This window comes from Anaerobacillus sp. 63XJN7_5_ISO-PGPR-S23-430 (assembly GCF_056173695.1).
In genome coordinates, this window is the sequence record NZ_CM149686.1 from 2,380,019 (window position 1) to 2,401,914 (window position 21,896).

The window sequence follows — 21,896 nt, forward strand, 5'->3', positions numbered from 1 at the left end:
GTAAGGACGCTTTTTGATTATGCCGAATGATTTTGTGTTAATTCATCACTTAGTTTTGTTCTCATAGCCATTCGCCCACGATGTAGACGAGACTTCACTGCCCCCGGTGATAGCTGCAGTTTATATGCTATTTCACTTTCCTTTAAATGATCATAGTAGTGAAGTTTCATCACCACTCTTAATCTCGGGGATAACAAATGGATCTTTTTTTTCACAGATTCTTCAAAAAGAAGAATCTCACAGTCTTCTTCTACGTTACAATCGTGATCCGCTTGATTCATGAGAGTATCTTCCGTATTAAACAGAGTCACTTTTTTTTGCTTTCTTAATTGATCAATCGATTTTCGAGCGGCAATAGTTGAAAGCCAGGATCCTAGCTTCCTTTCACTTTGCACTTCGTCTAATCGATCATACGCCTTTAAAAAGGTTTCTTGAAGCACATCTTCGGCAAGTCCGTGATCTTTCAAGACTCTTAATGCAGTATAGTAAACGCGGTTATAGTGTTTTGTAAAGATGTCATTAAAACAAATTGTTCTCGAGTCTATCATTGTTGTTGGTCCTTAAAGTAATCTTGCACAAAGCCTGGAGCATTTGAAGAATCAAAGGTTAACACTTCATAATACCCACCTTTTATATCCTCATAATGAATGCCAACTAAATAATCCCCTTCCTCTTCTTCTTTGCTGCTTAATAATATCATTTCGATTTGCTTCTTATCCTTTATCTCAAAAGGTTCAACGGACTCATTCTCTACAATTTGATCATAAGCTTCTCTCGGGTATTGATTTTGTGCTTCATCCCATGGATAAATGCTTACATGATCGATTTCACCTTCGTCAATAAATGCATCCTCATAGAAGCCTTCTTCTTTCAACCAATTAACAGTATTTTTATAGGAATTATAGATCGAATTGTCTTGCGCATAGTAGTATTCCTCTTTCCAATCGGAACCTTCTCTTACTTCAGATACACGAGATCGAATCCCTTTTGGATGAATCAATTGATCATAGGATAAACTGTAAATGTCCTCTCTTACATGTTGATAGAATTCTTGAATTTGAAGCGGATCAAGTATGGAAACTTCTTTATTGACGGGCCCTCCCGGTTGAAGAGTGACTTTTTGAATTTTTGAAGGGTCACTATTTAAGACAGGGTAAGTTAATTCTTTGTATTCCTTAGTTTCCATTACACGTTTAAGGGTTTCCTGGACGTTCTTTCGATCGACTTGATATGAACGTTGCACGCGATCACCGTTTTTTAATTCATAAGAGATGAAATACATCATTCCTGTAGAATTAAACTGATCGTTCTGGTTAATCATCTCTTTTTGTAATTGTATAACTGCATTAATTGCACCTTCTGATTCTATTAAATCAGGTGAAGTATTTTCGATATGTTCTTCTAACTGATAGATATTGTCACCTATATAAACATTTTTAATTTCACTCGTTTCTGGAACGTAACTTTCATAGTTTAACCAGAACAATGGCAAAATCCCTATAATTAAACCAGCTGTTGCTCCGTAAACGAACAAGCCTTTAAAGTGCTTCCAGTGAAACACACGCCAGCTTTTATCTAACACCATTGAAGAAAGGAAATATCCGACGATCCCACCTATAACGTACCCAAAAATCAACCACGATAACATTAGTTGAGTTTCTCCAAAATAGGTACCACCGACTAGAGCAAAGCAAAAGGTCATTCCAAACTGAAAGACTGGCTTTAACACGTTAATGGCAATCGTCTGTGTAGCTACTTCTAATGGACGTTTCTTATAGATAGCTTTTCCACCAAAGTAGAATACTATTGAAGCGATAAAATAGATACCCAACATTATATACTGAACGGGGAGATACCCCTCCTGTGGGTCATTAGGGTAATATTGAAAAACGTTGACAAGGGGTGAATAGTTACCTACCGTATGATCGATTACCACCAAGTCTGAAAAACCAGCAATAAAGAAGCTAAGATGTACCGCTACAAGAACATAAATTCCTGCCGGAAGAAGCAGAAGGATATAAGTCAAAACAGCTTGAACGGTTGATAATCCAGTTAATGTACCAGCAAAGACACAAATCATAAACGTTAGAATGCTTACAATGATCATCATCAACGTCCAATAACCAAGCTGGCTAATTGAATAAAAAGCTGACACGTCAGTAAACAAAAAGAACATGAATAGAATAAGACTAGTCAACAAAATAGGCGCAATGAGCAAAATCACTCCTGATAAAGCGTGATGGCGAAATAAATGCTCTCTGCTAATTGGTAAACTGTGAATAAAGTCTGAAGCACCTTTCACGTGAATGTAACGAAAAAGAAATACAGCCATTAAAACGGGCATAAGAAATAGCAGCATAAATTGTATTTCAAACATAAATATCGGATCAAAAAGCCCAGCTCCGCTTGCTTCTATCCTATATTCATCGTTAAACGCCATGAGTAATTGGAGCGGCAAAGTAAAGGCAAGACCACAAAAGAACAAAATACTAATCCAACCAACATTTCTAAAATCTCTTTTGAACATTTCTCTTCTAAACAAGGACGTTTTCGATAGCATATCCAACACCCTCCATTTCATAGATGAATATTTCTTCTAATGTAAGTGGTAATCGATCCATTAAGACTGGACCAATTTTCTCGATTTCAGTCATCACTTTCTTTTCTTCTCCTTTTACGATCAAGAGAATAACACTTCCCCGTTTTTCCTTATAGAGAATATCAAGATCGCTAGAAGTCAAATCGTGTTCTCCTGAATCTTTAAATGCGACTTGAACTTTATGTACGTCTTCCTTTAATGCATCTAAATCACGTTCAAGAAGAATTTCACCATGGTGAAGAATCCCGACATGATCACAAATCTCCTCAACTTCTCTTAAATTATGTGACGAGAGCAACACAGACATTTCTCTTTCAGCCACATCCTGAATGATCATGCTTCTTACTTTTTTTCTCATAACCGCATCCAAACCATCAAAAGGCTCATCTAAAATAAGCACATCCGGCTTAACTGACATAGATAAGATGAAAGCCACTTGTCTTTGAAGACCTTTAGAAAACTGACTTACTTTCTTGTTCTCATCGAGCTTAAACAAATTCGTTAGATTTGTGTAGCGCTCCTCATCCCACTGTTCATATAAACTAGCGTAATAATTGGCTAGCTGCCTCATTGTATATTGTGGTAAAAAATAGAGGGCATCTGGAATAAACACCACTCGTTGCTTCGTAGAGACATTTTCATAAATGGGATGGTCCAGTACGAGAATTTCTCCTGAATCTTGTCTCAGAATACCGGCAATCATTCGCATGAGTGTTGTTTTTCCTGCGCCATTTGAACCAAGCAAACCATATATTGATCCAGGCTGCACTGCAAAACTAACTTGATGGATGATTTTGTTAGTCCCAAAAGACTTTTCAACACCGTTTACTTCAATCATCCTTTTTCCCCCCTTCAATTTCAGTTAATAGTGACTCAATTTCCTCTACTGTCATTCCAAGATAAATGGCTTCAGCTAGTAGCTTCTTTAACTGATCTCGCACGTTTTTTAGCTCCTCACTCTCAAGTTTTTTTGAAGGATTAACAAAACTCCCCTTCCCTTTCACTGAATAAATGTATCCTTGAGACTCAAGCTCTCTATATGCTTTTTGGATGGTATTCGGATTAATTGTCAGCTGATGCGCAAGTTCACGGACAGAAGGAAGTTTCTCATCGTCTTTCATAACATCTTTAATGATCAGCTGCTTCAAACGATCAACTAACTGTTCATAGATCGGCTTTCGACTTCTAAAGTCCAATTCAAACATCAATTCACCTCCACTCTCACTAGCTATAACTGTATTAACTGTATTAATATATGTAGTACAGTTAAAGTATATCGAAAGCCAATTGATTTGAGAAGTCTTTTTTTGTAATTTTTTCTATTAATGATCAAAAATGACTTTATCAAAATAAAAATAAGCCGTATCTCAATTCCATATTTGGGAATGAGTTACGGCTATTAGTTAGTTTTCAATAGACTCCCTTGTCTAAAGGTTTATGTAAATTCGCAAATAAATCAGAACATTTTCTTTCCAAGATATTATTTACGCAAAATCTTTTCCATCGCTTTTCCTTTTGCTAACTCATCGATCATCTTATCCAAATAGCGAATTTCCTGCATAGTTGGTTCTTCAATGTTTTCTACTCGCACACCACAGACCACTCCTTTGATCATCTTGCGTGAAGGATTCATTTGGGGAGCTTCCATAAAGAAGGTCTCAAAGTCTGTCTTTTTTTCTAATTGAGTTTCAAATTCATTTTGGCTATACCCTGTCAACCAACGAATGATTTCGTCCACTTCTGCTTTTGTACGCCCCTTTTTTTCCGCTTTCGTCACATAATGGGGATAGACGCTTGAGAAGCTCATTGTATAAATTTTATGTTTTGTCATAAAAAGGCCTCCTTTGATTACTAAAGTAAAGATTTGCAACGGCTTACCTATTCGTCTTCACATCATACTGTCCCTGAACCTTTAATGTTATGCAATTTAATCAGTCAACGTACCCTGATGAAAAATCATTTTCCACGTTCCATTATTGTTTCTCCATATAGAACTTCTTAAGGTCTTTTGTGATCTTGTTTTATCATGGATGCGATATGTTGCAAGAACGGCAGCCTCTGATAAAAAGCGTATCTCGAATTCACTTAGAATCATTTCTCTATTGGAAAGACCATTATTGTAATCCCCCTCTTTATGCCACACTTTCCCTGAACTTCCAAACTCAAAGAAATCATCTGCAAGTATCTGATTTAATCTATCTGGATGAGAACGTACTTCAGGCTTTAATAGTTCTTCTTCTAATTTCATTAAATGATGTTTTAACTCTATTTCATCGATGATAATTACTCCCACTTTTTACTTATTCATCCATATTATACTCTTTAAAAACGACAGAACGTGATATTCTTCACGAAATTATTGATGTAAGCGGTTAAGTATGAGGCTATGCATTGAAATTCGCTCAAGGATAATTTAACCTATTAGAGTAGGTATAAAAGATGACTGGATGATAGACACTTTATAGGGAAAAATAAACAGAGTGAAGTCCAACTTTTCTTCTATCTCTTGATTAGTAACTTCGTTTCTAATCAGGTATAAAAATACCTTAACATGGTTTTGCCTTACTATATAACAAATAAGCGTAACTGCTTACAAGAAGGAGAAGTGACTATGTCAGAATCAATCACAACCGAAACAGGCGAAAAACGCGTCCCTACTCAAGACGAACGCGAACTGCTTGATCAGCTTTTGGATCCTAAAGTTCAAGAGTCACTAAGCGTGCTTGTAAAGGAACTTCCTAAAGTAACGGAACTTGTTAATATGATGTCTAAATCATATGATACGGTCCAAGGTCTTGCAACAGATGATGTATTGAAGAATGATACAGTAGAATTTATGTCTGAAATCCTTCATCCTGTTACAAACTCCGTAAAAGACGTGGCAGCAAATGCAATTGAAGCAAAAGATGAAGCTGAAAAGAGCTCAGAAGTTATTGGGTTATTTGGTCTTTTAAAAATGTTGAAGGATCCTCAAGCTCAGAAGCTTTTCAGATTCGTGAATGCTTATCTTAAAGTTTCAGGAGAAAAAAGTAACCAAAAATAATACTGATCTGCTAGAAATGGAGGAACAATCATGTCAAAACAAATAGTCATTTTGGGCGCAGGTTATGGTGGGCTTCTTTCTGCTTTATCCGTACGTCAATACTTAAATGAATCAGAAGCTACTGTTACATTAATTAATAAAACACCTACTCATCAAATCATTACAGAGTTGCACCGTTTAGCTGCTGGTAACATCTCAACGGAAGCTGCGGCACTTCCACTGGATAAGTTATTAAAAGGAAATGACATTAATCTTAAAGTAGCATCGGTTGATTCATTTTCTGTTGATAATAAAGAAGTTAAGTTATCTGATGGTTCTACACTTTCTTACGACGCATTAGTCGTAGCACTAGGTAGTAAAACAGCGTACTTTGGTATTCCAGGACTTGAAGAAAACAGTATGGTACTGAAATCGGCTGAAGATGCAAACCGCATCCACGCTCATGTTGAAGAACGCATCAAGAGCTTTGCAGCATCAGGTGACGAAGCGGATGCTACAATCCTTATCGGCGGTGGCGGTCTTACAGGGACTGAACTCGTAGGAGAACTAGCTGATGAAACACCAAAGCTTGCTCGTAAATATGGCGTAGATCCTGCCAAGATCAAATTGAAGCTTGTTGAAGCGATGCCTAAAATTCTTCCAATGCTTCCTGATGAGTTAATTAACCGAGCGATGACTAGCCTTGAAAAACGCGGCGTTGAATTCCTAACAAACCTTCCTGTAACGAATGTAGAAGGAAATGTCGTGGAATTGAAAGATGGCCAAAAGATTGTTACAAACACATTTGTTTGGACAGGCGGCGTTCAAGGTAATCCACTTGTTGGAGAATGCGGTATCGAAGTCAATCGAGGCCGTGCAACAGTGAACAATTACCTGCAATCCACTTCTCATGAGGATGTATTCGTTGCTGGTGACAGTGCCGTTTACTTCAAACCAGGTGACGAACGTCCACAGCCTCCAACTGCTCAAATCGCTTGGCAAATGGGTGACCTTATTGGTTACAACTTGTATGCTTACCTTTATGACAAAGACTACAAAGAATTTGAACCAGTTAACTCTGGAACATTAGCAAGTCTTGGTCGTAAGGATGCCGTTGCTCAAATCGGTGGCAACGCAACATCCCTTAAAGGCCTTCCTGCATCTGTGATGAAAGAAGCAAGTAACGTCCGTTACCTTTCACACATCAAAGGATTGTTTGCATTAGCATACTAAACAACGAATCATTTTCTATAAAGATATAAAAAAGTGCTGGGAAATTTCCCAGCACTTTTTTTCAGATAATAAAACCTGGTTTTGTACCTTTATCAATTGGTTTTAAAGAATATAAGTCACCTGAAACACCGTGGCAACATACGACATTCATGCCTTCTATAAACATTCGACTCGTAAAAACAGTTTCGCCATGATCACAAAAGATTTCTATGCTTGAGGAATCTATAAAAAGACGAATTTGATGTTTCACTTTTTGTTTTCTTAGTGCATATCTTTTTGTACCATATTCTTTAGCATAAACATGGGTCATATTTGATCGATCAAGACAATACTCTTTTCCATTTGAAGAGAAAATCACGTTTTCATTTGCATCATTCCTAAAAATAATTTCAAACTCTCGGTCGGCTTCAATGACCATTTCAAAGGCCCGAGAAGTTAATTGATGATTTGTTTGAAGCTCCTGCCTCTTTGTTCTCAGTTCTTTTAGCTCTTGAAGAGGCTGTTGTAATAAACGATCCCCCTCAATCTTAACTTCTCTCGGCAACGTTAACATGTGAGCCCACATATTTTGGTCTGTAGGATAGATGCTCTTTGAATTGCCTAACCAACCAATCAGAATCCTTCTTCCACATGCATCGTCATAAGTTTGTGGAGCATAGAAATCAAACCCTTTGTCTAGTTCGATATATTCGTGTGCATTCAGTTTACCCGTAGCAACATCTAATACATCACTAATACAATACACCACCGAAAATACATTGTTATACTGATATTTATTTTTACTCAGCTCCCCCTGAGGAGAAAAGATAAGAACACCGCGATTATTTTGTTCAAAATAGTTGGGGCACTCCCACATATACCCCGCATCCTTAAAATTCGTCTGTAGAATGCCATGATACGTCATTTCATTTGGTTGGTCTCCTGAATAAAGGGCGATTGCGCCTTTATGCTTACTCGTTTCACCACCAACGAGCATGTAGTATTTGTTATCCCGTTTAAATACAATTGGATCTCTAAAATTATTGCTGAAATCGGGGGGCGTCCCTTCTATCATCACGTTTTCCTTCGATATCGTTTGATCTTCATTTAGGAATCCATACACCTGACTTGGTATGGCTTCACTCTCCTCAGTTAGATGATTTCCTGTATAGAATAGGTGCATGTTATCCCCTTCAACAAAAGCGGATCCTGAGTGACAGCCGTGAGAATCATATAACTGATCTGGATAAAGAGCGATACCGTGATCTTTAAAATGAATAAAATCTTTCGTTGAAATATGATACCAATGCTTTAATCCATGAACTGGGCCTAATGGGAACCATTGATAGAAGATATGGTGTTCTCCTCTAAAAAAAGCTAATCCATTTGGATCATTCATTAATCCATGATGAGGTGCTATATGATAATTTGGATAATAAGTATCCTCTTTTGCAATTTTTTCAATCGTACTTAGATAGTCATTCGAAACATCTGACAAAGTAACGAAACGATTCTGGCGGTTAGAAAAATCAATGTAATCAATCATGTAAAGCTTCCCTTCTGTTAAACCTTAAGAAAATGAACATTAGCCATGTTTAATATTTAAATTTAATGCAGGTTGTTCCGCAGATGGCTTTTCACGATAAGCAATGAACGTAACGAGAAACGATGTGGCCAATGCAACTAGAATGACTAGAATGTATTGAAAGAAACCATCGCCTATATACAATAACAATCCTGGTAGCATCGTCGAACCAGTACCCGCTGCAGCGATGCCCAAGATCGAAGCAAACCCACCGCCGACTGCGCCACCTAAACAACCGTAAATAAATGGTTTTACTTTAGGTAAGTTAATCGCGAACATCACGGGCTCAGTTATGCCAAAGAAAGCAGGTATAACGGAACCTAACATATTAGATCGCTTAATTTTATCTCTTTGCTGAATAACAACTGCAAGAGCTGCTCCAGCTTGTCCGGCAATTGCTGCCGTACCAATCGGATTGATTAAATCATATCCCGTTTCCGCAACCATTTTAACCGTTATTGGAACAATCGTGTGGTGCATACCTGTTATCGCTAAAAGCTGAATGGCACCTCCATAAACAAATCCACCGATACCAAATGGTAATTCAAAGAAATACATGATGCCAGAAGTAAGTAAATTCTCTATTCCCAAAATCACTGGGCCTACGATAACAAGTCCAAGAATTAACGAAAACAGTAATGTGACAAACGGTGTCAAAATAAGGTCTAGCATCTCAGGAATGTATTTTCTCGCTATTTTTTCAATTTTTGCAGCTAACCATCCCATAAAGACAGCAGGAAGAATTGAACTTTGCATACCTGTAATTGGAATATCAAATCCTAATAAAGTCAGGAACAACGGATCAGCTTTCCCGAAAGATACAGCCCACTTATCCGGTAATTGCGGTGCTACCAGCATTAAACCGAGAGCAATTCCAATAACAGGAGATCCTCCAAATTTCTTCATAGCAGACCAGGTAATCAATACCGGAATGAATGTAAAAGCTGTATCTGTTAAAACTTGTGAGAGTACTAAAATCGTTGAAGAAAGCTCCATTCCGAAACCGTTTATTAACAAGCCTCTAAGTCCCATTAATAGGCCCGTTGCAATTAGAACGGGAATAACAGGGATGAAAATATCTGCAAACGTTTTCGTTAATTGATGGATTTTAGAACTGTTTGAATTTCTCGGTTCATTAGAGACCTCTTTACTGTCACTAACTCCACCCTTTTCTAGTTCAGCATAGACTTTATTTACAAAACCAGTACCAAGAATAATTTGATGCTGCCCACTTTGATAAAAATATCCGCTTACACCTTCAATTGAATCAAACGATTCTTTCTTGAGCAATGTATCATCATATAATTCGACTCTTAATCTTGTTGCACAGTGAGAGATGCGAGATATATTCTCTTTTCCACCTAAAGCTTGTAATACAGAATGAGCGACCGTTTTAGGATTCTTAGCCATGATCCTACCCCTCCAATAAAATATTCGTTATCCAAACAAAAGCGGAAACGTTTCCACTTTGTTATAAAAAGAAAATTACTACCAAGATTACTACCAAACTGGAAACGTTTCCAGTTTGGTATAAAATGAAAGCGACTCTAGAAATCGCTTTTGAATAAGTAAATGATATCGTTTACACAAAGAAGAGTCAAGAGTTTTTTTATTTAGTACTATTTCCATCAAAAAAGGTTACAGGAAGTACATTTTTCTTTTCAACCGGCTGTTCCTTAATTAGTTTAATAAGCACTTGTACAGCTTTTTCAGCCATTTCAGCAACAGGCTGGATGATTGTTGAAAAAGTTAATTCATCTTCCTTACTGGAAGTAACGCCATCAAAACCAATCACCTGAACTTCCTCAGGAACTCTTCTCCCTAGTTTTTTTAGAGATCGCAACAATAATTTCGCCCATTTATCGTTCATGGTAAAAAAACCATCCACATCAGGGTTTTGTTCTAAAAACCGCTGGATGACCGCTTCAATGTCTGTGACAGGCTCTCTTAATTCGTAAATACAGTGATCAAAATTTTTACTTAAACTCACAGTTTCAAATCCAAGTCTCCGATTCATAGATTCATTTTCAATGTTTGAAACACTTCCTAAATAGGCAATCCGCTTACAACCTCGCTTCATCAGTTCTTTGGCTGCAAGCTCTCCACCTTTCTTATTATTACTCGTTACGAATACGACATCTTTTGTAAAGTGCCGATCAATGCTTACAATTGGTAGGTGACTTGAAATATATTGATCAAGTTCAGCACTATAAGTAATGGCAATTAATCCATCTATTTTATTTTTCTCGAGCATTGAAATATATTCTATTTCTTTCGTACGCTCATTTTGAGTGTTGCATAGGATCATTTTATAGCCAAGATGAGACAATTCCTTTTCAACATGATAAGCAAATTTTGAAAAGAATGGATGCCAAATAGTGGGGACAATCAAAGCGATCGATTGACTTTGCTGCATTTTAAAATTCCTAGCAACTTCATTTTGCTTATAATTCAAAGTTTCAATCGCTCGTTCTACTTTTCGTCGCGTTGTTTCTTTAACAGGGCCATTGTTATTTAGTACTCGAGAAACAGTACCTAGTCCTACCCCAGCTTCTCTTGCTACATCTTTCATATTTACCAAAGTTCTGATTCACCTGCTTTGTTAATAAATTCATCCAGAAATTATTGTAACATAGAAAAAGTTCTCAAGTTGATCGATAACTGCATTGAGATAAGCTTTAAGGTTATCCTATTCCAAGTACACCTTCACCATACGATCATCCTCTTTAACCGGGTCTCCCCGACCATCTTTATTGTTTGTTATCGCAAATAATGTGTCCTCGTCCAATAATAAGGAGCGAACTCGTCCAATATCTTCTGTCTCCACAGTAGTACCCTGGCCCTTCAGTTCAAACGACCGAATTTCCTCGCCTCTTAAGCAAGCAACGTAAAGTTTGTCATCTTGAAAAACCATTCCTGACGGAGCCCATGTATCATCTCCAGAGTGATAGAGCGGCTGCACCATGCCATCAGCAATTTCATCTCCTTCAATCACTGGCCACCCATAATTGTTTCCTGCTTCAATTTGATTGATTTCATCATGAGCAGACTGCCCATGCTCTGAACTAAAAAGCTGTCCTTCTTCATTCCACGCAAGACCCTGAGGGTTTCGATGTCCATAAGAATAAACATAAGAATCATTAAATGGATTATCTTCTGGTACGTTTCCTTCTAAATCCATACGTAAAATTTTGCCTGCTAAACTACCTTTATCCTGTGCAAGCTCCGGTTCTCCAGCATCACCTGTTGTGATATAAAGCATATCGTCTGGTCCGATTTTCAGTCTTCCTCCGTTATGAAACTGAGAGCCAGGAATATTCGCTAGAAGCTCATCCGTTTCTTCCCAGGTGCTTTCTATAAGTTCAACCTTCACGACCCTATTCAGAGTCTTCTCACCTTCTACATAAGTGTGGTAGAGAAACGCAATTTGGGACTGAGGAAAATCTTCAGCTAGTGCCATCCCCAAAAGCCCGCCCTCACCTTCACTATGCACAGGTTTAGTAAGGTGGATCGTTTGTCTTTTCAGGGAATTATCGAATTTCGCTACCTTACCTGCTCGTTCTGTGAGATAAAACGTTTCTTCTGTTTGGACGATCTCCCATGGAACATTTAAATTTTCAATATAGGCTGACTCTCTTTTAATCTCCTCATCTGCACCATCGCTAGAACTTGAGTTTGGATCATTACTTGAGCAGGCTGTTACGAGGAGTAACGCACAAAGCACACCCCCTATTTTCACCATGTCTTCCTCCATTTCATCCAGATCTTATTTTAAACAGTGCTACTCACAAATCATGAGTACATTTCCATCAAGATCTTTAAAATTAAACCAATGACCATTCTCAATATCAGTGATAAGCTCAATTCTTTTTTCTTTCATAAAAGAAAAAGCGACTTCAATGTCTTTCGTATTGAAATGAAGAGGTGGAGTTTTATAAAGGTTATGCTCAGAATAAATTTTGCTATCCAATACAAGGCGGTTACCTTTCATTGGCACGACATACAAATGTCCTGCTACTATGTCGCCATGGGCAGGAATCCCTAGTAAATCACAATACCAATTTTTTGCATTTTCAATATTTTTTACGGGAATAAAAACAGCACCAATTTCATTTAAAATCGGATTCATTTGAATTACCTTCCCTCCCAAATCAATTTTCAGTACTTACTCCTTCTTTCTTATTTGATCCGATCCTTCCAAAACCCACTAAAAAAATATACACCACATTTTTGAGGAAGAAATGATAAACATGTATGATATGCTTGATTTAACAAATATCCCCATAATAAATCACTCTACAAAAAAGGAGGGGGCTAGCATGAGTACCATTAAGAATATTCTCTTAATCGTTTTTTCAAGTGACCACTCTCAAAACGATCTTGCAGAGCTACTGGTAATGCCTTTAGGACTATTTTCCCTACTATCGATTCATCATTTTTTTCATTTTGTTCCGCTAAACTGGTACTCGTTACGATCAGCTGTCATTTTCATAGCTATTTTTGCACTCTTCTATTCTTTTATGAAACTAATTAGAAAAAAACTAGGAACCAAAAACAATAAACTCTCACCTTTTGTCATTTACATGGCCTATTTTGTTGCCATCCTTGGAGGATCAGTGATCATGGCCTCATGAACAAAACCGCACTTCCCCTTTACTAACCCCTCCCAAAAAGCTCGAAGCAGTAATGCTCCGGGCTTTCACTTCATGCATGAAGAATATCAAATCTAAAAATCTCATCCACAGCCAGTGAAGTTACCTGCGGCTGGATCAAGAAGTATTATTATTATCTCTCAATCATTTAATCCCTTTCCCTGTAGAATTTGCTGCATATATTTCTCGATCCTTGCTTCTCGTGTTTTGGATTGTTTAGCTTTAGAAAAGTAAAGGACATATGCTCTTTGCCTTCCTGGTGTTAAAGCTTCAAATGCAGAATGTAATGCAGGAACTTCATTGAATTTATTTTGAAGTTCTTCAGGGATTTCTATATTCTTCTTAATATTCACTTCTAAACCAGCTTTTTCAACAGCAATGGCGTTATAAATATATTCTTTCAATATGTTTTCCTTATCCACTATTTCTTCTATATGGGTGAATCTTATCTGACGGCTAGACTGTACATTTTCCGTTTGTTGAATAAGCATGTCATGCGTATCTTGTAACAAGACACCTTTAAAAAATAATAGTGCACAGTATTCTTTAAATCCATGTATTAAAACGATATTTTTTCCTTGGAATGTGTAACATGGGACCCCCCACTTCAATTCTTCAGTCAGCTCACAGTCAAGAATGATCATTCTCAATTCCTTGAATTCTTCCTGCCACTTTTTGGATTTATTGATAATGCCATCAACTTTAGGATTCATTCTACTATTTGCCATTAAAGCACTTCCTTTCGCAGTTTTTTGATCAGCCGAAAGTTTTAAATCACTATTTGCAATTGCCCCATCCATCCATTATCAATTACAATACTTTCATATTCACTTCTAAATAATAACACAATCCTATCTATTATCTTGAGTAGGTTTAGTCTCATTCACGATACCCTTCCGTATTAGATTTATCGTTCAAATACAAAAAGCAGTTCAATGTAGTTACAAATCAATCTTTGCACGCTACACTGAACTGCTTCATTTTCATGTTATCTTAAGTTTCTTGTTTAGTTATGGCTACTTCAATGTCATAATCTGCCGGGTCAAGTTCTGTTTTCGTTCCGAGCGCAAGTCTAGCTAGCTCCAAGCCGAGATACGGGCCAACTGTGAGTCCAGAAGCCCCCAGACCATTAGCAGCAAGTAAATTCTTACTACCAGGCACATAACCAAACACTGGTAAAAACCCTGGTGTGAAAGGACGGAACCCTACTTTCGCTCCTAAAAACGTACTACCCGCTAATCCAGGGGCGACGGATAGGGCTTTAGTAAAGATTTCCTGCAGTCCTCCAGCAGTCACACGCTGATCCATACCAGCTTCATTTTCATGAGTTGCCCCAACAACGACGCGTCCATCATCAAAGCTTAATAAGTACTGATCGTTAGGTGGCATCACGACTGGCCACTCATTCGTTACCGAATTATTCATTTCAAGGTGGACGATCTGAGCTTTCTGAGAAGTAACATTAAAGTGGAGGCCCATTGGAGATAAAAGCTCTTCCGCCCAGGCTCCAGCTGTCAGAATTACTTTGTCCGCTATAAAGGTCTCACTACCTACAGTAACACCAGTCACTTCGTCTTCTGACAAATAAAGCTTAGCATCACCATACATGATGGTAGCTCCGTGTTTTTCAGCTGAGCGAAGTAGCGCATTACGAAGAGCTGAACCGTTCACTCTTGCCGCGCCACTAACAAATACAGACTGGTAATCTCCAGCTATAGGGGGGAATATTTCTCTTGTTTCCTCAGAAGATAGCTTCTTGATGTCCCCGATTTCTGGTGCATCTTCTCGTCGCTTTTTAGCACGCTCGATCATTTTATCTAATTTTGTTTCATCAGTATGGAGGCTGATTGCCCCTACTTTCTTATAACCCGTTTCTGTTTCTCCATCCTCTATTAATTGGTGAATCAAGTCTGGATAATATTTAGCCCCCCCTTTAGCAAGTCGATACCAGACTTTATTCCGACGTTGGGAAAGCCATGGACAAACAATACCAGCTGCCGCTTCTGTCGCTTGTCCAGGTTCACTACGATCGATAATCGTAACGTCTATTCCTTCTTTTGCAAGATGATAAGCCGTTGAAGCTCCAAGGATACCGGAGCCGACAATAATTGTTGAATTCATATGTAACACCTTTTTCATTGATTTCGATTCTTTGTCCATTTTACATAAATTCAGTTAAGCACACAAACCGACTGTATTGACTAATATTCTTTTAATGAAAACGCACCTTTTTTCAACCTATTTCTTCAGGTGAAGTCTTTCATTATGCTAAAATAACACCATTACACGAAGAAGGAGTCTCACTATGAAAAAAACATTAGACCACATTGGAATTGCAGTCAGACGTTTAGATGAAGGAGTTCAGTTTTATACAGAAGTATTAGGTGGCAAGCTTTTCGACCGTTACCGTAGTGAAGCAACAGGTGTAGAAAGCGAAATTGCCGTTATAGATCTTGATGGCAGTCGTATTGAACTACTGATGCCTACGAATAATTCCACTTCCCCAATCGCACGTTTTATGAAACAAAAAGGGAAAGGCGTCCACCATGTTGCCTATGTTGTTGATAACCTTGATGAGGCGATAAAGGAATTAGCTCAACAGAATATTCGTGTAATGGAAGATACGCGACGAGTGAACAAACACGGTAGAAGATTAATTTATTTAAATCCAGCTGATACAGAAGGAACAATCATTGAATACTGTGATTATCCTGAATCAGGTAAAACTACAATTGAATAACTGCCAGTCGAATGACAAGGATCATAAACAACAAGAATGTGAGTACAAGTAGTACATTCAATCTTGTCGGTAGGTCATTATTCCGATTATTTTTATCGCTCATATGATTTCTCCTTCCTTATATGTTAACTACGTTCAAAAAGGCGGTGCTTATGAAGCATATCTATAATCTTTTTTACTTCGGTTACTTGCAAGCCATTTCTTGTCTGTTTCCATTAATTATTTTTGTAACGCTAGCATTAAGCGAAAGAATGACGCTTTTTTTTCTACCAAGGTATGATTTTATTCTTATCGTTTGCATTTTAGCACAAATCTTCTTATTAATAACCAAATTTGAGACAATTGATGAAATGAAAGTGATTCTTGTTTTTCACATTATTGGTTTGGCACTCGAGATATATAAAGTTCATATGGGTTCCTGGTCTTATCCAGAGGAAGCTATCTTCAAAATAGCGGGCGTTCCATTGTATAGCGGATTCATGTATGCAAGTGTTGCTAGTTACATGTGCCAGGCCTGGCGAAGACTGGATTTACAATTAGTGAATTGGCCTACTTCCTGGATGACGATCGGTTTAGGAATTGCCATCTATGGAAACTTTTTTACCCATCATTTTCTATATGATTTTCGCTGGGTGTTGAAGATCCTTGTTGTGATTCTCTTCTTTCGAACGATGGTGAACTTTACAGTCAATCATACAATTTACAAGATGTCTCTCCCTATATCTTTCGTACTCATTGGTTTTTTCATATGGATTGCTGAAAATATTGCGACGTTTTTCGGAGCATGGGCGTATCCAAATCAGCAAAGTGATTGGGAAATCGTACATATTGGTAAAATTAGCTCGTGGCTTTTATTAGTCATTGTGAGCTTTATGATCGTAGCTCAGTTAAAGCATACAAAATATGAAAAATTAATTCACAACAAAAATGCAGCTCTTTAAGAGAGCTGCATTTTATAATCCATCTATTTCTAATGAAATGTTCGTCTCCAGATGAACATAGCTATTTTCTATGAACTGTGAATGCTACGATATGGCAATTTCCATCCATAACGGAGGGACAGCATTCGTAGAAAGACAATGGCACCAAATAAGAACATGAGCTGAGGTAATTCTTGTGGATAACCAAGCCCAATTAACAGCCCTGCCATCATGGCCCACACTGCATAAACCTCTTTTTGTAAAACGGTCGGTTTTCTTCTCGCTAATAAATCACGAATAATTCCACCACCAGTTCCCGTCATGGCTGCAGCAACCATGGCAGCAATAAAAGGATGACCCATTTCTTCTGCGAATAGCGCGCCCTGGATCGCAAATGCAGCAAGACCAATTGCATCAAAGAAGCTCCCCCACTTCTCCCAATAGTAGTTAATCCAGCTTGCAGGAAAAACAAAAATGATTAGGATTGTACCGATCGCAATCATAATAAGCACATCCTGTTCCCAAATCGAAGCGACTGGCACCCCTATTAATAAATTCCGTATAATTCCACCACCAAATGCTGTAGCAAGTCCAAGAACAATCACACCGAGAAAATCAAACTCCTCCTCTAGTGCAACGAGTGCTCCACTTGCAGCAAAGGCAATTGTACCAATGATATTTAATATTTCCCAAGTCACACCATTACGCCCTTTCACGATCTATTGAAAGTTAAAGTGTACGTCAGCTTTTATCTGTTATCAACCCTTATTTTTTGGTTAAAAGAATTAAAAAACCTCCTAGTGGAGGTTTAAGAAGAAAGATGATAATACATTTCGATGATGTCCTCATCTGAATGAGGAATTTCATTTCCTTTTACAATTTGAGCACCGTTGATACATCCACTTGTTAAAAGGATAATATCTTGTTCGCTGCCAAGTTGTAAAGATTTCAAGACGCCCTCTCTTCTTGTGTTCGTTCGATAAATATTAGGATCATTGGGATTCAAAAATCCTGACATAACCTTGTCGACAATGAGAGATGGCTCATGATAGCCGGGATGATCAACTGTGACGATAATTTCATCCGCTCTACCTTCAATTGCTTTCGCCATTTTAGGCATCTTCTCAAAATCCCTGATCCCAATTCCAGCAATCATAACAATGAGCTTGCGATGATCCATCTTTTTCACTTCATCTACAAGACGTGTTAAAGCTACTGGAGTATGCGCGTAATCCAGGATGATCGTTTCCCGGTTAGGCCCACTAATTACTTGAAAACGACCTTCAGGGCTTTCTAATTGTGGCAGCACTTTAATAATCGTTTGCAGTCGGTATCCAAGTAATAAAGCTGTCCCTACAGCAGAAAGCACGTTTGCAACATTATAATCTGCAAAAACTGGTACAAAAACATCGTATGCTTCACCATGTGAGAGCAATTTGAATGAGGTACCATCTAGTCTATATTCCAACTCAGTGGCTATGAGATCCGCTTCTGCATGTGGATTTAAGCTATAAGTCACTTTACGATGTTCATAAGCTCGGCTAAGCTCAACGCCCATTTCATCGTCTACATTGACTACAGCCGCTTTTGCTTGATTGAAGAGTTTTTCTTTACAAGCTTTGTAGTGTTCAAAAGTATGGTGATATTCCAGGTGTTCTGGAGAGATATTAGTGTGAATGGCGACATCAAATTCAATTCCTTCTACGCGCTTTTGATCAAGGGCAATAGATGAAACCTCCATCGCTACTCCCCCATCTCCTTCGTTGATCAAATCCTTGAAGATGCGATGAAGGTCAAGTGACTCAGGAGTCGTTGGTGTGCTTTTCTTATAGGGAATTTTTTTCTTTGAAGACCAAATGCCGGTTGTTCCAATAGACCCTGTTGGCAATCCAAGCAGTGTGAGTAACGAGCGCACATAAGCTGCAACGGTTGTTTTACCATTTGTACCTGTAACGCCAACTGTCTTTAATTTCTCGTCTGATGAGCCATAATATTGTTTTGAAAAGGATGCCATTGCGTTTCTAACATCATCAACAAGAATAAAAGTACAATTAGGATAACTGTGAGCAAGACTTGTAATGAGATCATCTTGATCTGCTACTACTGCTACTGATCCATTCTTAATCGCATCTTCTATGTATTTATGTCCATCGTGATTCTCGCCTTTAATTGCAAAAAAAACAGAAGAAGACCCTGACATTTTCGAATGAAATGTAAGACGCTTAATCGTTTGAATGTCTGGTCCATATATATGGGTGATCGGAGTGTATTGAAGTTGGTTAAAATTAATCTTCATGGTGAATTCCTCGCTTCAGTGGTATCATTTACTTTTATTGGATAAATTTTTATAACGAAAGTAAATAATATATTTTTACTTAAATTCCCCATTTTTCCTTACTTAAAACAACATCGTTACATTTAGCATACTCAATTAGTACCATGCTTCATTCATGTGAAATCAACAGACAGCTAACGAGCTGTCTGTTATGTTCATTATTCTGCCGCGTTGTAATGATTGCGAACTAGGTCTGTTAAACTCAGTTCATCTAATAAGTGTACAGGTACTAATAATGTAATCGTGACAACACCAGGATGCCTCCCTATTTCAATCGAACCAGTGATCGTTGCTCTATTCATAACTTCTGGAACTGATATTCCCAGAGTTTCTGCTGCACGATTAAGGCCGTTATCTGTTGCCTCATTAAGGTTTGCTCCTGTGCCTATAAAAGAAAGAGGTAAAGATTCTTCTATTTTTGCAACCCCGTACATATCTGCTACTTGTTTAGCTGATGCTTTTTCCTTATCGGTGAAAGGTTTAGCTAAATGAGGTAGTTCTTCTAGTACCGGGAGTAAAATAGGGCCTTCAATGTTAAGATTCTTGATTACCTTTGCTTGAAGGTTTACGATACCAGATACGTCAGCAGTATGGCCGGCGATTTCTCCATTCCCCTGCATGGCATGCATATCCCCAATATAAATGCCTCCACCTGGGACCTTTACAGGACAAATGAGAACCGCACCTTCTCTAACGCGATTAATATCCATATGACCATCTGTACGATCTTCTAATTCCTCTTTCGTTACGCCATAATCATGCGGAGCATCAATGAGAAATTGACCGAAGTCTCCTGCATTATGAGAATCGGGCAATGGGCGTGAAGGTGTTGTTCCGAGCTGCCCTAAAAATGGACGGAGCCTAGCCATTGTTCCAACGAGATCACTTGGCGCAAAAGTAACAACTGGATTTTGTACAGAGTTCTCGGGAGTAGCCATAAATGATTTTCCATGTTCTGCTATGTACTTCGCAGCTGCCTCATCCACTGTCACACCTATTGTTCGATTCGAATCAAATGCCATTGTATACCCATTCGTAAACACAAATGGCGTCACATCTTCTCCACAATTTGAACACCGAATAGCTTCTGGTCCTGTACCTTCAATCTTAGTCTCTGGATATAGTTCACCGCAGCCAGGACACTTGACAGCAACGAAAGGATCACCGACAAATCTTCCATCAACGGGACGATCATTTCCTGAAGCAGTAGCCATAGATGTAACTTGAACGGATTTAATTCGAATCGCTATGGCGTCACCAACTTCAGCCCCTTCCACAAAAACAGGTTTTGTTACTTCATGGCCGCCTCTTAAGCAGGGGGTGATCATGGGTCCCCAACAGCCAGGTGCAGTATTTGCAATAATATGACCGCCGTCCTTCAATGGTCCTATCATCTCTTCCTTTGGATCCAAAATACCATTCGTAAACTCATTTACAAAAACGGTTTGCTTCGCTTCCATTGCCTCTCCCCTTTTCATCATTATTCCTACCTACATTATAAGAGTAATGTCGATTCATGTAAAAATTTAATTGGCTAAATACAAAAAAACTTTGAATTCAAAGAAATATTCCTTCTCTAAATCACTTCTTTTCAGTGATTGACGAAATGCAAAACCTTGCCTATACTGAATAAACGCAAACGTAAAGACAGGTGATGAAATGGAATTTAAAATGCAGTATCTTTCCTTTTATTTAATACAAGTAGAAGGAAGCGGAGAAAGTGAAGAACGACGTTACAAGCATTATCAAACTCTTGACGCAGATGCCTATGAGGAAAGCTCACTAAAAGACTTTCTAAACGGTGAGTTAACGAAAATAATGAAACGTAAAGTAGATCGTCACGCGAAGTCAGAAGGAGCACCTACGAAAATTGGGCGCTTCATTGTTGAGCAAGGTCATGATTTAACATCGAATCCAAATTATAATTTATTCGATCGGACACGCTATGCTGAATCAGCAGATGATTTCGAAACTTCATCCGATCAAATTGTTCAAATGTATTTGGATACAAGCGCTATCAGAGGTGGCGTGTTAATTGTGGCCACTTCAAAGCTTACAAAACTCTTTGATGATCCTTTTCTCTTTATCTTGAAGTGCGACTTTGAACCGAAAGTAGCAACAATTACTGATGAAGATACGCTGATTCAGAATGTGGAAATGGCGATCACAACAAAAAGCATGAAATCCGTCCAATACCCCTACATGCCAGAAGAAGGCATGATTGACAGTGCTGAGATTAAAGTCCATCAGTCCTCTCACGCCCGTTACTTCGAAGACTTCTTAAAATGGGTCGAATACGAAAAGTCGATGCCTGAAATCGTGAAGACTCAGACGATGGGTATGGTACAAGAGCATATCCAAGAAACGTATCAGGAAGAAAGCGAAGAAAAAGAAGAGTTCGAACAAGCGATAGAGGAATGGTCTCAGAGTCCTAAGCGAGAGCTACAGGAGCGCTTTACGACCGAACAAGTCGTGGAAGCTACTTCACAAATCGTGGAACACTCCCCTGACGTTGAGTGGAAGCTGAAGCTTGACCATGTGTCAGTCAAAGCCATGCTGTCTGACTTCGGCGAATCGATTCATCTTGCGAAGGTAAACGGCAAGTATGTGCTTGCGATTGAAGCCGATTCGATTACGTTCGAGAAAGGCTTTTCTCCTGTCGAGTTTCATAAGCCTGATACGCTTCAGGAAGTGGTGGAGCGGATTTATAAGAAGAATGAGAATGAATCATAATTAAAGCGTTTTGGTCTCCCGAAAGTCCTGATAAAGAAGAATCCATTTAATTTCTTAAATAAGGTGCCTCGCAAATGGAAAGAACATTTTGCGGGGTA

At 38.4% G+C, this 21,896-nt stretch carries 22 protein-coding genes; 6 read left to right on the forward strand and 16 right to left on the reverse strand.

Annotation, left to right across the window (positions count from 1 at the left end; translation table 11 throughout):
• Positions 1-17 precede the first annotated feature (17 nt).
• The 6 genes from AC0VYJ_RS12515 to AC0VYJ_RS12540 all read right to left on the reverse strand — a co-directional run bounded on the left by AC0VYJ_RS12515 (position 18) and on the right by AC0VYJ_RS12540 (position 4,892).
• Positions 18-548, reverse strand: coding sequence for an RNA polymerase sigma factor (locus AC0VYJ_RS12515; RefSeq protein WP_475365333.1), 531 nt, complete (start codon positions 546-548; stop codon positions 18-20).
• Positions 545-2,560, reverse strand: coding sequence for a DUF6449 domain-containing protein (locus AC0VYJ_RS12520; RefSeq protein WP_475365334.1), 2,016 nt, complete (start codon positions 2,558-2,560; stop codon positions 545-547). The genes AC0VYJ_RS12515 and AC0VYJ_RS12520 overlap by 4 nt, the downstream gene beginning before the upstream one ends.
• Entirely contained in the window at positions 2,535-3,437 is a 903-nt protein-coding gene (locus AC0VYJ_RS12525) for an ABC transporter ATP-binding protein (protein ID WP_430242983.1), read from the reverse strand. Before AC0VYJ_RS12525 ends, AC0VYJ_RS12520 begins: the two co-directional genes overlap by 26 nt.
• A complete protein-coding gene (locus AC0VYJ_RS12530; protein ID WP_194221853.1) occupies positions 3,430-3,804 on the reverse strand; it encodes a GntR family transcriptional regulator in 375 nt (124 codons plus the stop codon). The genes AC0VYJ_RS12525 and AC0VYJ_RS12530 overlap by 8 nt, the downstream gene beginning before the upstream one ends.
• Positions 3,805-4,079: 275 nt before the next feature.
• Entirely contained in the window at positions 4,080-4,430 is a 351-nt protein-coding gene (locus AC0VYJ_RS12535; RefSeq protein ID WP_475365335.1) for a DUF2200 domain-containing protein, read from the reverse strand.
• A gap of 96 nt (positions 4,431-4,526) precedes the next feature.
• Positions 4,527-4,892, reverse strand: coding sequence for a nuclear transport factor 2 family protein (locus AC0VYJ_RS12540; RefSeq protein ID WP_475365336.1), 366 nt, complete (start codon positions 4,890-4,892; stop codon positions 4,527-4,529).
• Positions 4,893-5,210: 318 nt separating this feature from the next.
• Between AC0VYJ_RS12540 and AC0VYJ_RS12545 the strand changes: the two genes are divergently transcribed.
• Positions 5,211-5,642, forward strand: a complete 432-nt coding sequence (locus AC0VYJ_RS12545) for a helical membrane plugin domain-containing protein (RefSeq protein WP_430242989.1) — start codon at positions 5,211-5,213, stop codon at positions 5,640-5,642.
• Between the two features lie 30 nt (positions 5,643-5,672).
• Positions 5,673-6,854, forward strand: coding sequence for an NAD(P)/FAD-dependent oxidoreductase (locus AC0VYJ_RS12550; protein ID WP_283154090.1), 1,182 nt, complete (start codon positions 5,673-5,675; stop codon positions 6,852-6,854).
• Between the two features lie 61 nt (positions 6,855-6,915).
• Here AC0VYJ_RS12550 and AC0VYJ_RS12555 read toward each other — a convergent pair whose 3' ends face one another.
• The 5 genes from AC0VYJ_RS12555 to AC0VYJ_RS12575 form a co-directional block, all read right to left on the reverse strand.
• Positions 6,916-8,379, reverse strand: a complete 1,464-nt coding sequence (locus AC0VYJ_RS12555; RefSeq protein WP_475365337.1) for a sucrose-6-phosphate hydrolase — start codon at positions 8,377-8,379, stop codon at positions 6,916-6,918.
• A 39-nt stretch (positions 8,380-8,418) separates the two neighbouring features.
• Positions 8,419-9,828: a PTS transporter subunit EIIC gene (locus tag AC0VYJ_RS12560; protein WP_475365338.1), complete on the reverse strand. Its 1,410-nt coding sequence runs from the start codon at positions 9,826-9,828 to the stop codon at positions 8,419-8,421.
• A 199-nt stretch (positions 9,829-10,027) separates the two neighbouring features.
• Complete coding sequence (locus tag AC0VYJ_RS12565; RefSeq protein ID WP_475367488.1) at positions 10,028-10,990, reverse strand: LacI family DNA-binding transcriptional regulator; 963 nt, start codon at positions 10,988-10,990, stop codon at positions 10,028-10,030.
• 117 nt (positions 10,991-11,107) lie between these two features.
• Positions 11,108-12,160 carry a PQQ-dependent sugar dehydrogenase gene (locus AC0VYJ_RS12570; RefSeq protein ID WP_475365339.1) on the reverse strand — a complete coding sequence of 351 codons (1,053 nt, stop codon included), beginning with the start codon at positions 12,158-12,160 and terminating at the stop codon, positions 11,108-11,110.
• A 39-nt stretch (positions 12,161-12,199) separates the two neighbouring features.
• Positions 12,200-12,547 (reverse strand): VOC family protein, encoded by a 348-nt coding sequence (locus AC0VYJ_RS12575; protein WP_475365340.1) that lies wholly within the window; start codon positions 12,545-12,547, stop codon positions 12,200-12,202.
• Between the two features lie 190 nt (positions 12,548-12,737).
• Here AC0VYJ_RS12575 and AC0VYJ_RS12580 point away from each other — a divergent pair, with 190 nt between their 5' ends.
• On the forward strand, positions 12,738-13,052 hold the full coding sequence (locus AC0VYJ_RS12580) for a hypothetical protein (RefSeq protein ID WP_475365341.1): 315 nt from the start codon (positions 12,738-12,740) through the stop codon (positions 13,050-13,052).
• A 158-nt stretch (positions 13,053-13,210) separates the two neighbouring features.
• Here the strand turns inward: AC0VYJ_RS12580 and AC0VYJ_RS12585 are convergent, their stop codons facing one another.
• Positions 13,211-13,798 carry a YdeI/OmpD-associated family protein gene (locus tag AC0VYJ_RS12585; RefSeq protein ID WP_475367489.1) on the reverse strand — a complete coding sequence of 196 codons (588 nt, stop codon included), beginning with the start codon at positions 13,796-13,798 and terminating at the stop codon, positions 13,211-13,213.
• A gap of 265 nt (positions 13,799-14,063) precedes the next feature.
• Positions 14,064-15,191 carry an NAD(P)/FAD-dependent oxidoreductase gene (locus AC0VYJ_RS12590; protein WP_475365342.1) on the reverse strand — a complete coding sequence of 376 codons (1,128 nt, stop codon included), beginning with the start codon at positions 15,189-15,191 and terminating at the stop codon, positions 14,064-14,066.
• Positions 15,192-15,375: 184 nt separating this feature from the next.
• On the opposite strand from AC0VYJ_RS12590, the gene AC0VYJ_RS12595 reads away from it, so the two are divergent.
• The gene (locus tag AC0VYJ_RS12595; RefSeq protein WP_475365343.1) at positions 15,376-15,810 is read left to right on the forward strand and encodes a VOC family protein; all 435 of its coding nucleotides are present in this window, start codon (positions 15,376-15,378) and stop codon (positions 15,808-15,810) included.
• Positions 15,811-15,962: 152 nt separating this feature from the next.
• Positions 15,963-16,751, forward strand: a complete 789-nt coding sequence (locus AC0VYJ_RS12600) for a DUF817 domain-containing protein (protein ID WP_475365344.1) — start codon at positions 15,963-15,965, stop codon at positions 16,749-16,751.
• A gap of 68 nt (positions 16,752-16,819) precedes the next feature.
• Here the strand turns inward: AC0VYJ_RS12600 and AC0VYJ_RS12605 are convergent, their stop codons facing one another.
• The 3 genes from AC0VYJ_RS12605 to AC0VYJ_RS12615 form a co-directional block, all read right to left on the reverse strand.
• Positions 16,820-17,428 carry a trimeric intracellular cation channel family protein gene (locus tag AC0VYJ_RS12605; protein WP_226613615.1) on the reverse strand — a complete coding sequence of 203 codons (609 nt, stop codon included), beginning with the start codon at positions 17,426-17,428 and terminating at the stop codon, positions 16,820-16,822.
• Positions 17,429-17,538: 110 nt separating this feature from the next.
• Positions 17,539-19,026 (reverse strand): UDP-N-acetylmuramoyl-L-alanyl-D-glutamate--2,6-diaminopimelate ligase, encoded by a 1,488-nt coding sequence (locus tag AC0VYJ_RS12610; protein ID WP_475365345.1) that lies wholly within the window; start codon positions 19,024-19,026, stop codon positions 17,539-17,541.
• Between the two features lie 197 nt (positions 19,027-19,223).
• Positions 19,224-20,525 (reverse strand): acetamidase/formamidase family protein, encoded by a 1,302-nt coding sequence (locus tag AC0VYJ_RS12615; protein WP_475365346.1) that lies wholly within the window; start codon positions 20,523-20,525, stop codon positions 19,224-19,226.
• A gap of 199 nt (positions 20,526-20,724) precedes the next feature.
• Here AC0VYJ_RS12615 and AC0VYJ_RS12620 point away from each other — a divergent pair, with 199 nt between their 5' ends.
• Positions 20,725-21,798 (forward strand): DUF3900 domain-containing protein, encoded by a 1,074-nt coding sequence (locus AC0VYJ_RS12620; RefSeq protein WP_303531051.1) that lies wholly within the window; start codon positions 20,725-20,727, stop codon positions 21,796-21,798.
• Positions 21,799-21,896: the final 98 nt, after the last annotated feature.

Bases quoted from the DNA above. Each gene is read 5' to 3' on its own strand.
- AC0VYJ_RS12545 (WP_430242989.1), top strand. From the start codon at position 5,211: ATGTCAGAATCAATCACAACCGAAACAGGCGAAAAACGCGTCCCTACT.
- AC0VYJ_RS12570 (WP_475365339.1), bottom strand. From the start codon at position 12,160: ATGGTGAAAATAGGGGGTGTGCTTTGTGCGTTACTCCTCGTAACAGCC.
- AC0VYJ_RS12525 (WP_430242983.1), bottom strand. From the start codon at position 3,437: ATGATTGAAGTAAACGGTGTTGAAAAGTCTTTTGGGACTAACAAAATC.
- AC0VYJ_RS12560 (WP_475365338.1), bottom strand. From the start codon at position 9,828: ATGGCTAAGAATCCTAAAACGGTCGCTCATTCTGTATTACAAGCTTTA.
- AC0VYJ_RS12535 (WP_475365335.1), bottom strand. From the start codon at position 4,430: ATGACAAAACATAAAATTTATACAATGAGCTTCTCAAGCGTCTATCCC.
- AC0VYJ_RS12590 (WP_475365342.1), bottom strand. From the start codon at position 15,191: ATGAATTCAACAATTATTGTCGGCTCCGGTATCCTTGGAGCTTCAACG.
- AC0VYJ_RS12620 (WP_303531051.1), top strand. From the start codon at position 20,725: ATGGAATTTAAAATGCAGTATCTTTCCTTTTATTTAATACAAGTAGAA.
- AC0VYJ_RS12595 (WP_475365343.1), top strand. From the start codon at position 15,376: ATGAAAAAAACATTAGACCACATTGGAATTGCAGTCAGACGTTTAGAT.
- AC0VYJ_RS12555 (WP_475365337.1), bottom strand. From the start codon at position 8,379: ATGATTGATTACATTGATTTTTCTAACCGCCAGAATCGTTTCGTTACT.
- AC0VYJ_RS12565 (WP_475367488.1), bottom strand. From the start codon at position 10,990: ATGAAAGATGTAGCAAGAGAAGCTGGGGTAGGACTAGGTACTGTTTCT.
- AC0VYJ_RS12530 (WP_194221853.1), bottom strand. From the start codon at position 3,804: ATGTTTGAATTGGACTTTAGAAGTCGAAAGCCGATCTATGAACAGTTA.
- AC0VYJ_RS12520 (WP_475365334.1), bottom strand. From the start codon at position 2,560: ATGCTATCGAAAACGTCCTTGTTTAGAAGAGAAATGTTCAAAAGAGAT.
- AC0VYJ_RS12515 (WP_475365333.1), bottom strand. From the start codon at position 548: ATGATAGACTCGAGAACAATTTGTTTTAATGACATCTTTACAAAACAC.
- AC0VYJ_RS12600 (WP_475365344.1), top strand. From the start codon at position 15,963: ATGAAGCATATCTATAATCTTTTTTACTTCGGTTACTTGCAAGCCATT.
- AC0VYJ_RS12550 (WP_283154090.1), top strand. From the start codon at position 5,673: ATGTCAAAACAAATAGTCATTTTGGGCGCAGGTTATGGTGGGCTTCTT.
- AC0VYJ_RS12575 (WP_475365340.1), bottom strand. From the start codon at position 12,547: ATGAATCCGATTTTAAATGAAATTGGTGCTGTTTTTATTCCCGTAAAA.
- AC0VYJ_RS12585 (WP_475367489.1), bottom strand. From the start codon at position 13,798: ATGGCAAATAGTAGAATGAATCCTAAAGTTGATGGCATTATCAATAAA.
- AC0VYJ_RS12615 (WP_475365346.1), bottom strand. From the start codon at position 20,525: ATGGAAGCGAAGCAAACCGTTTTTGTAAATGAGTTTACGAATGGTATT.
- AC0VYJ_RS12610 (WP_475365345.1), bottom strand. From the start codon at position 19,026: ATGAAGATTAATTTTAACCAACTTCAATACACTCCGATCACCCATATA.
- AC0VYJ_RS12580 (WP_475365341.1), top strand. From the start codon at position 12,738: ATGAGTACCATTAAGAATATTCTCTTAATCGTTTTTTCAAGTGACCAC.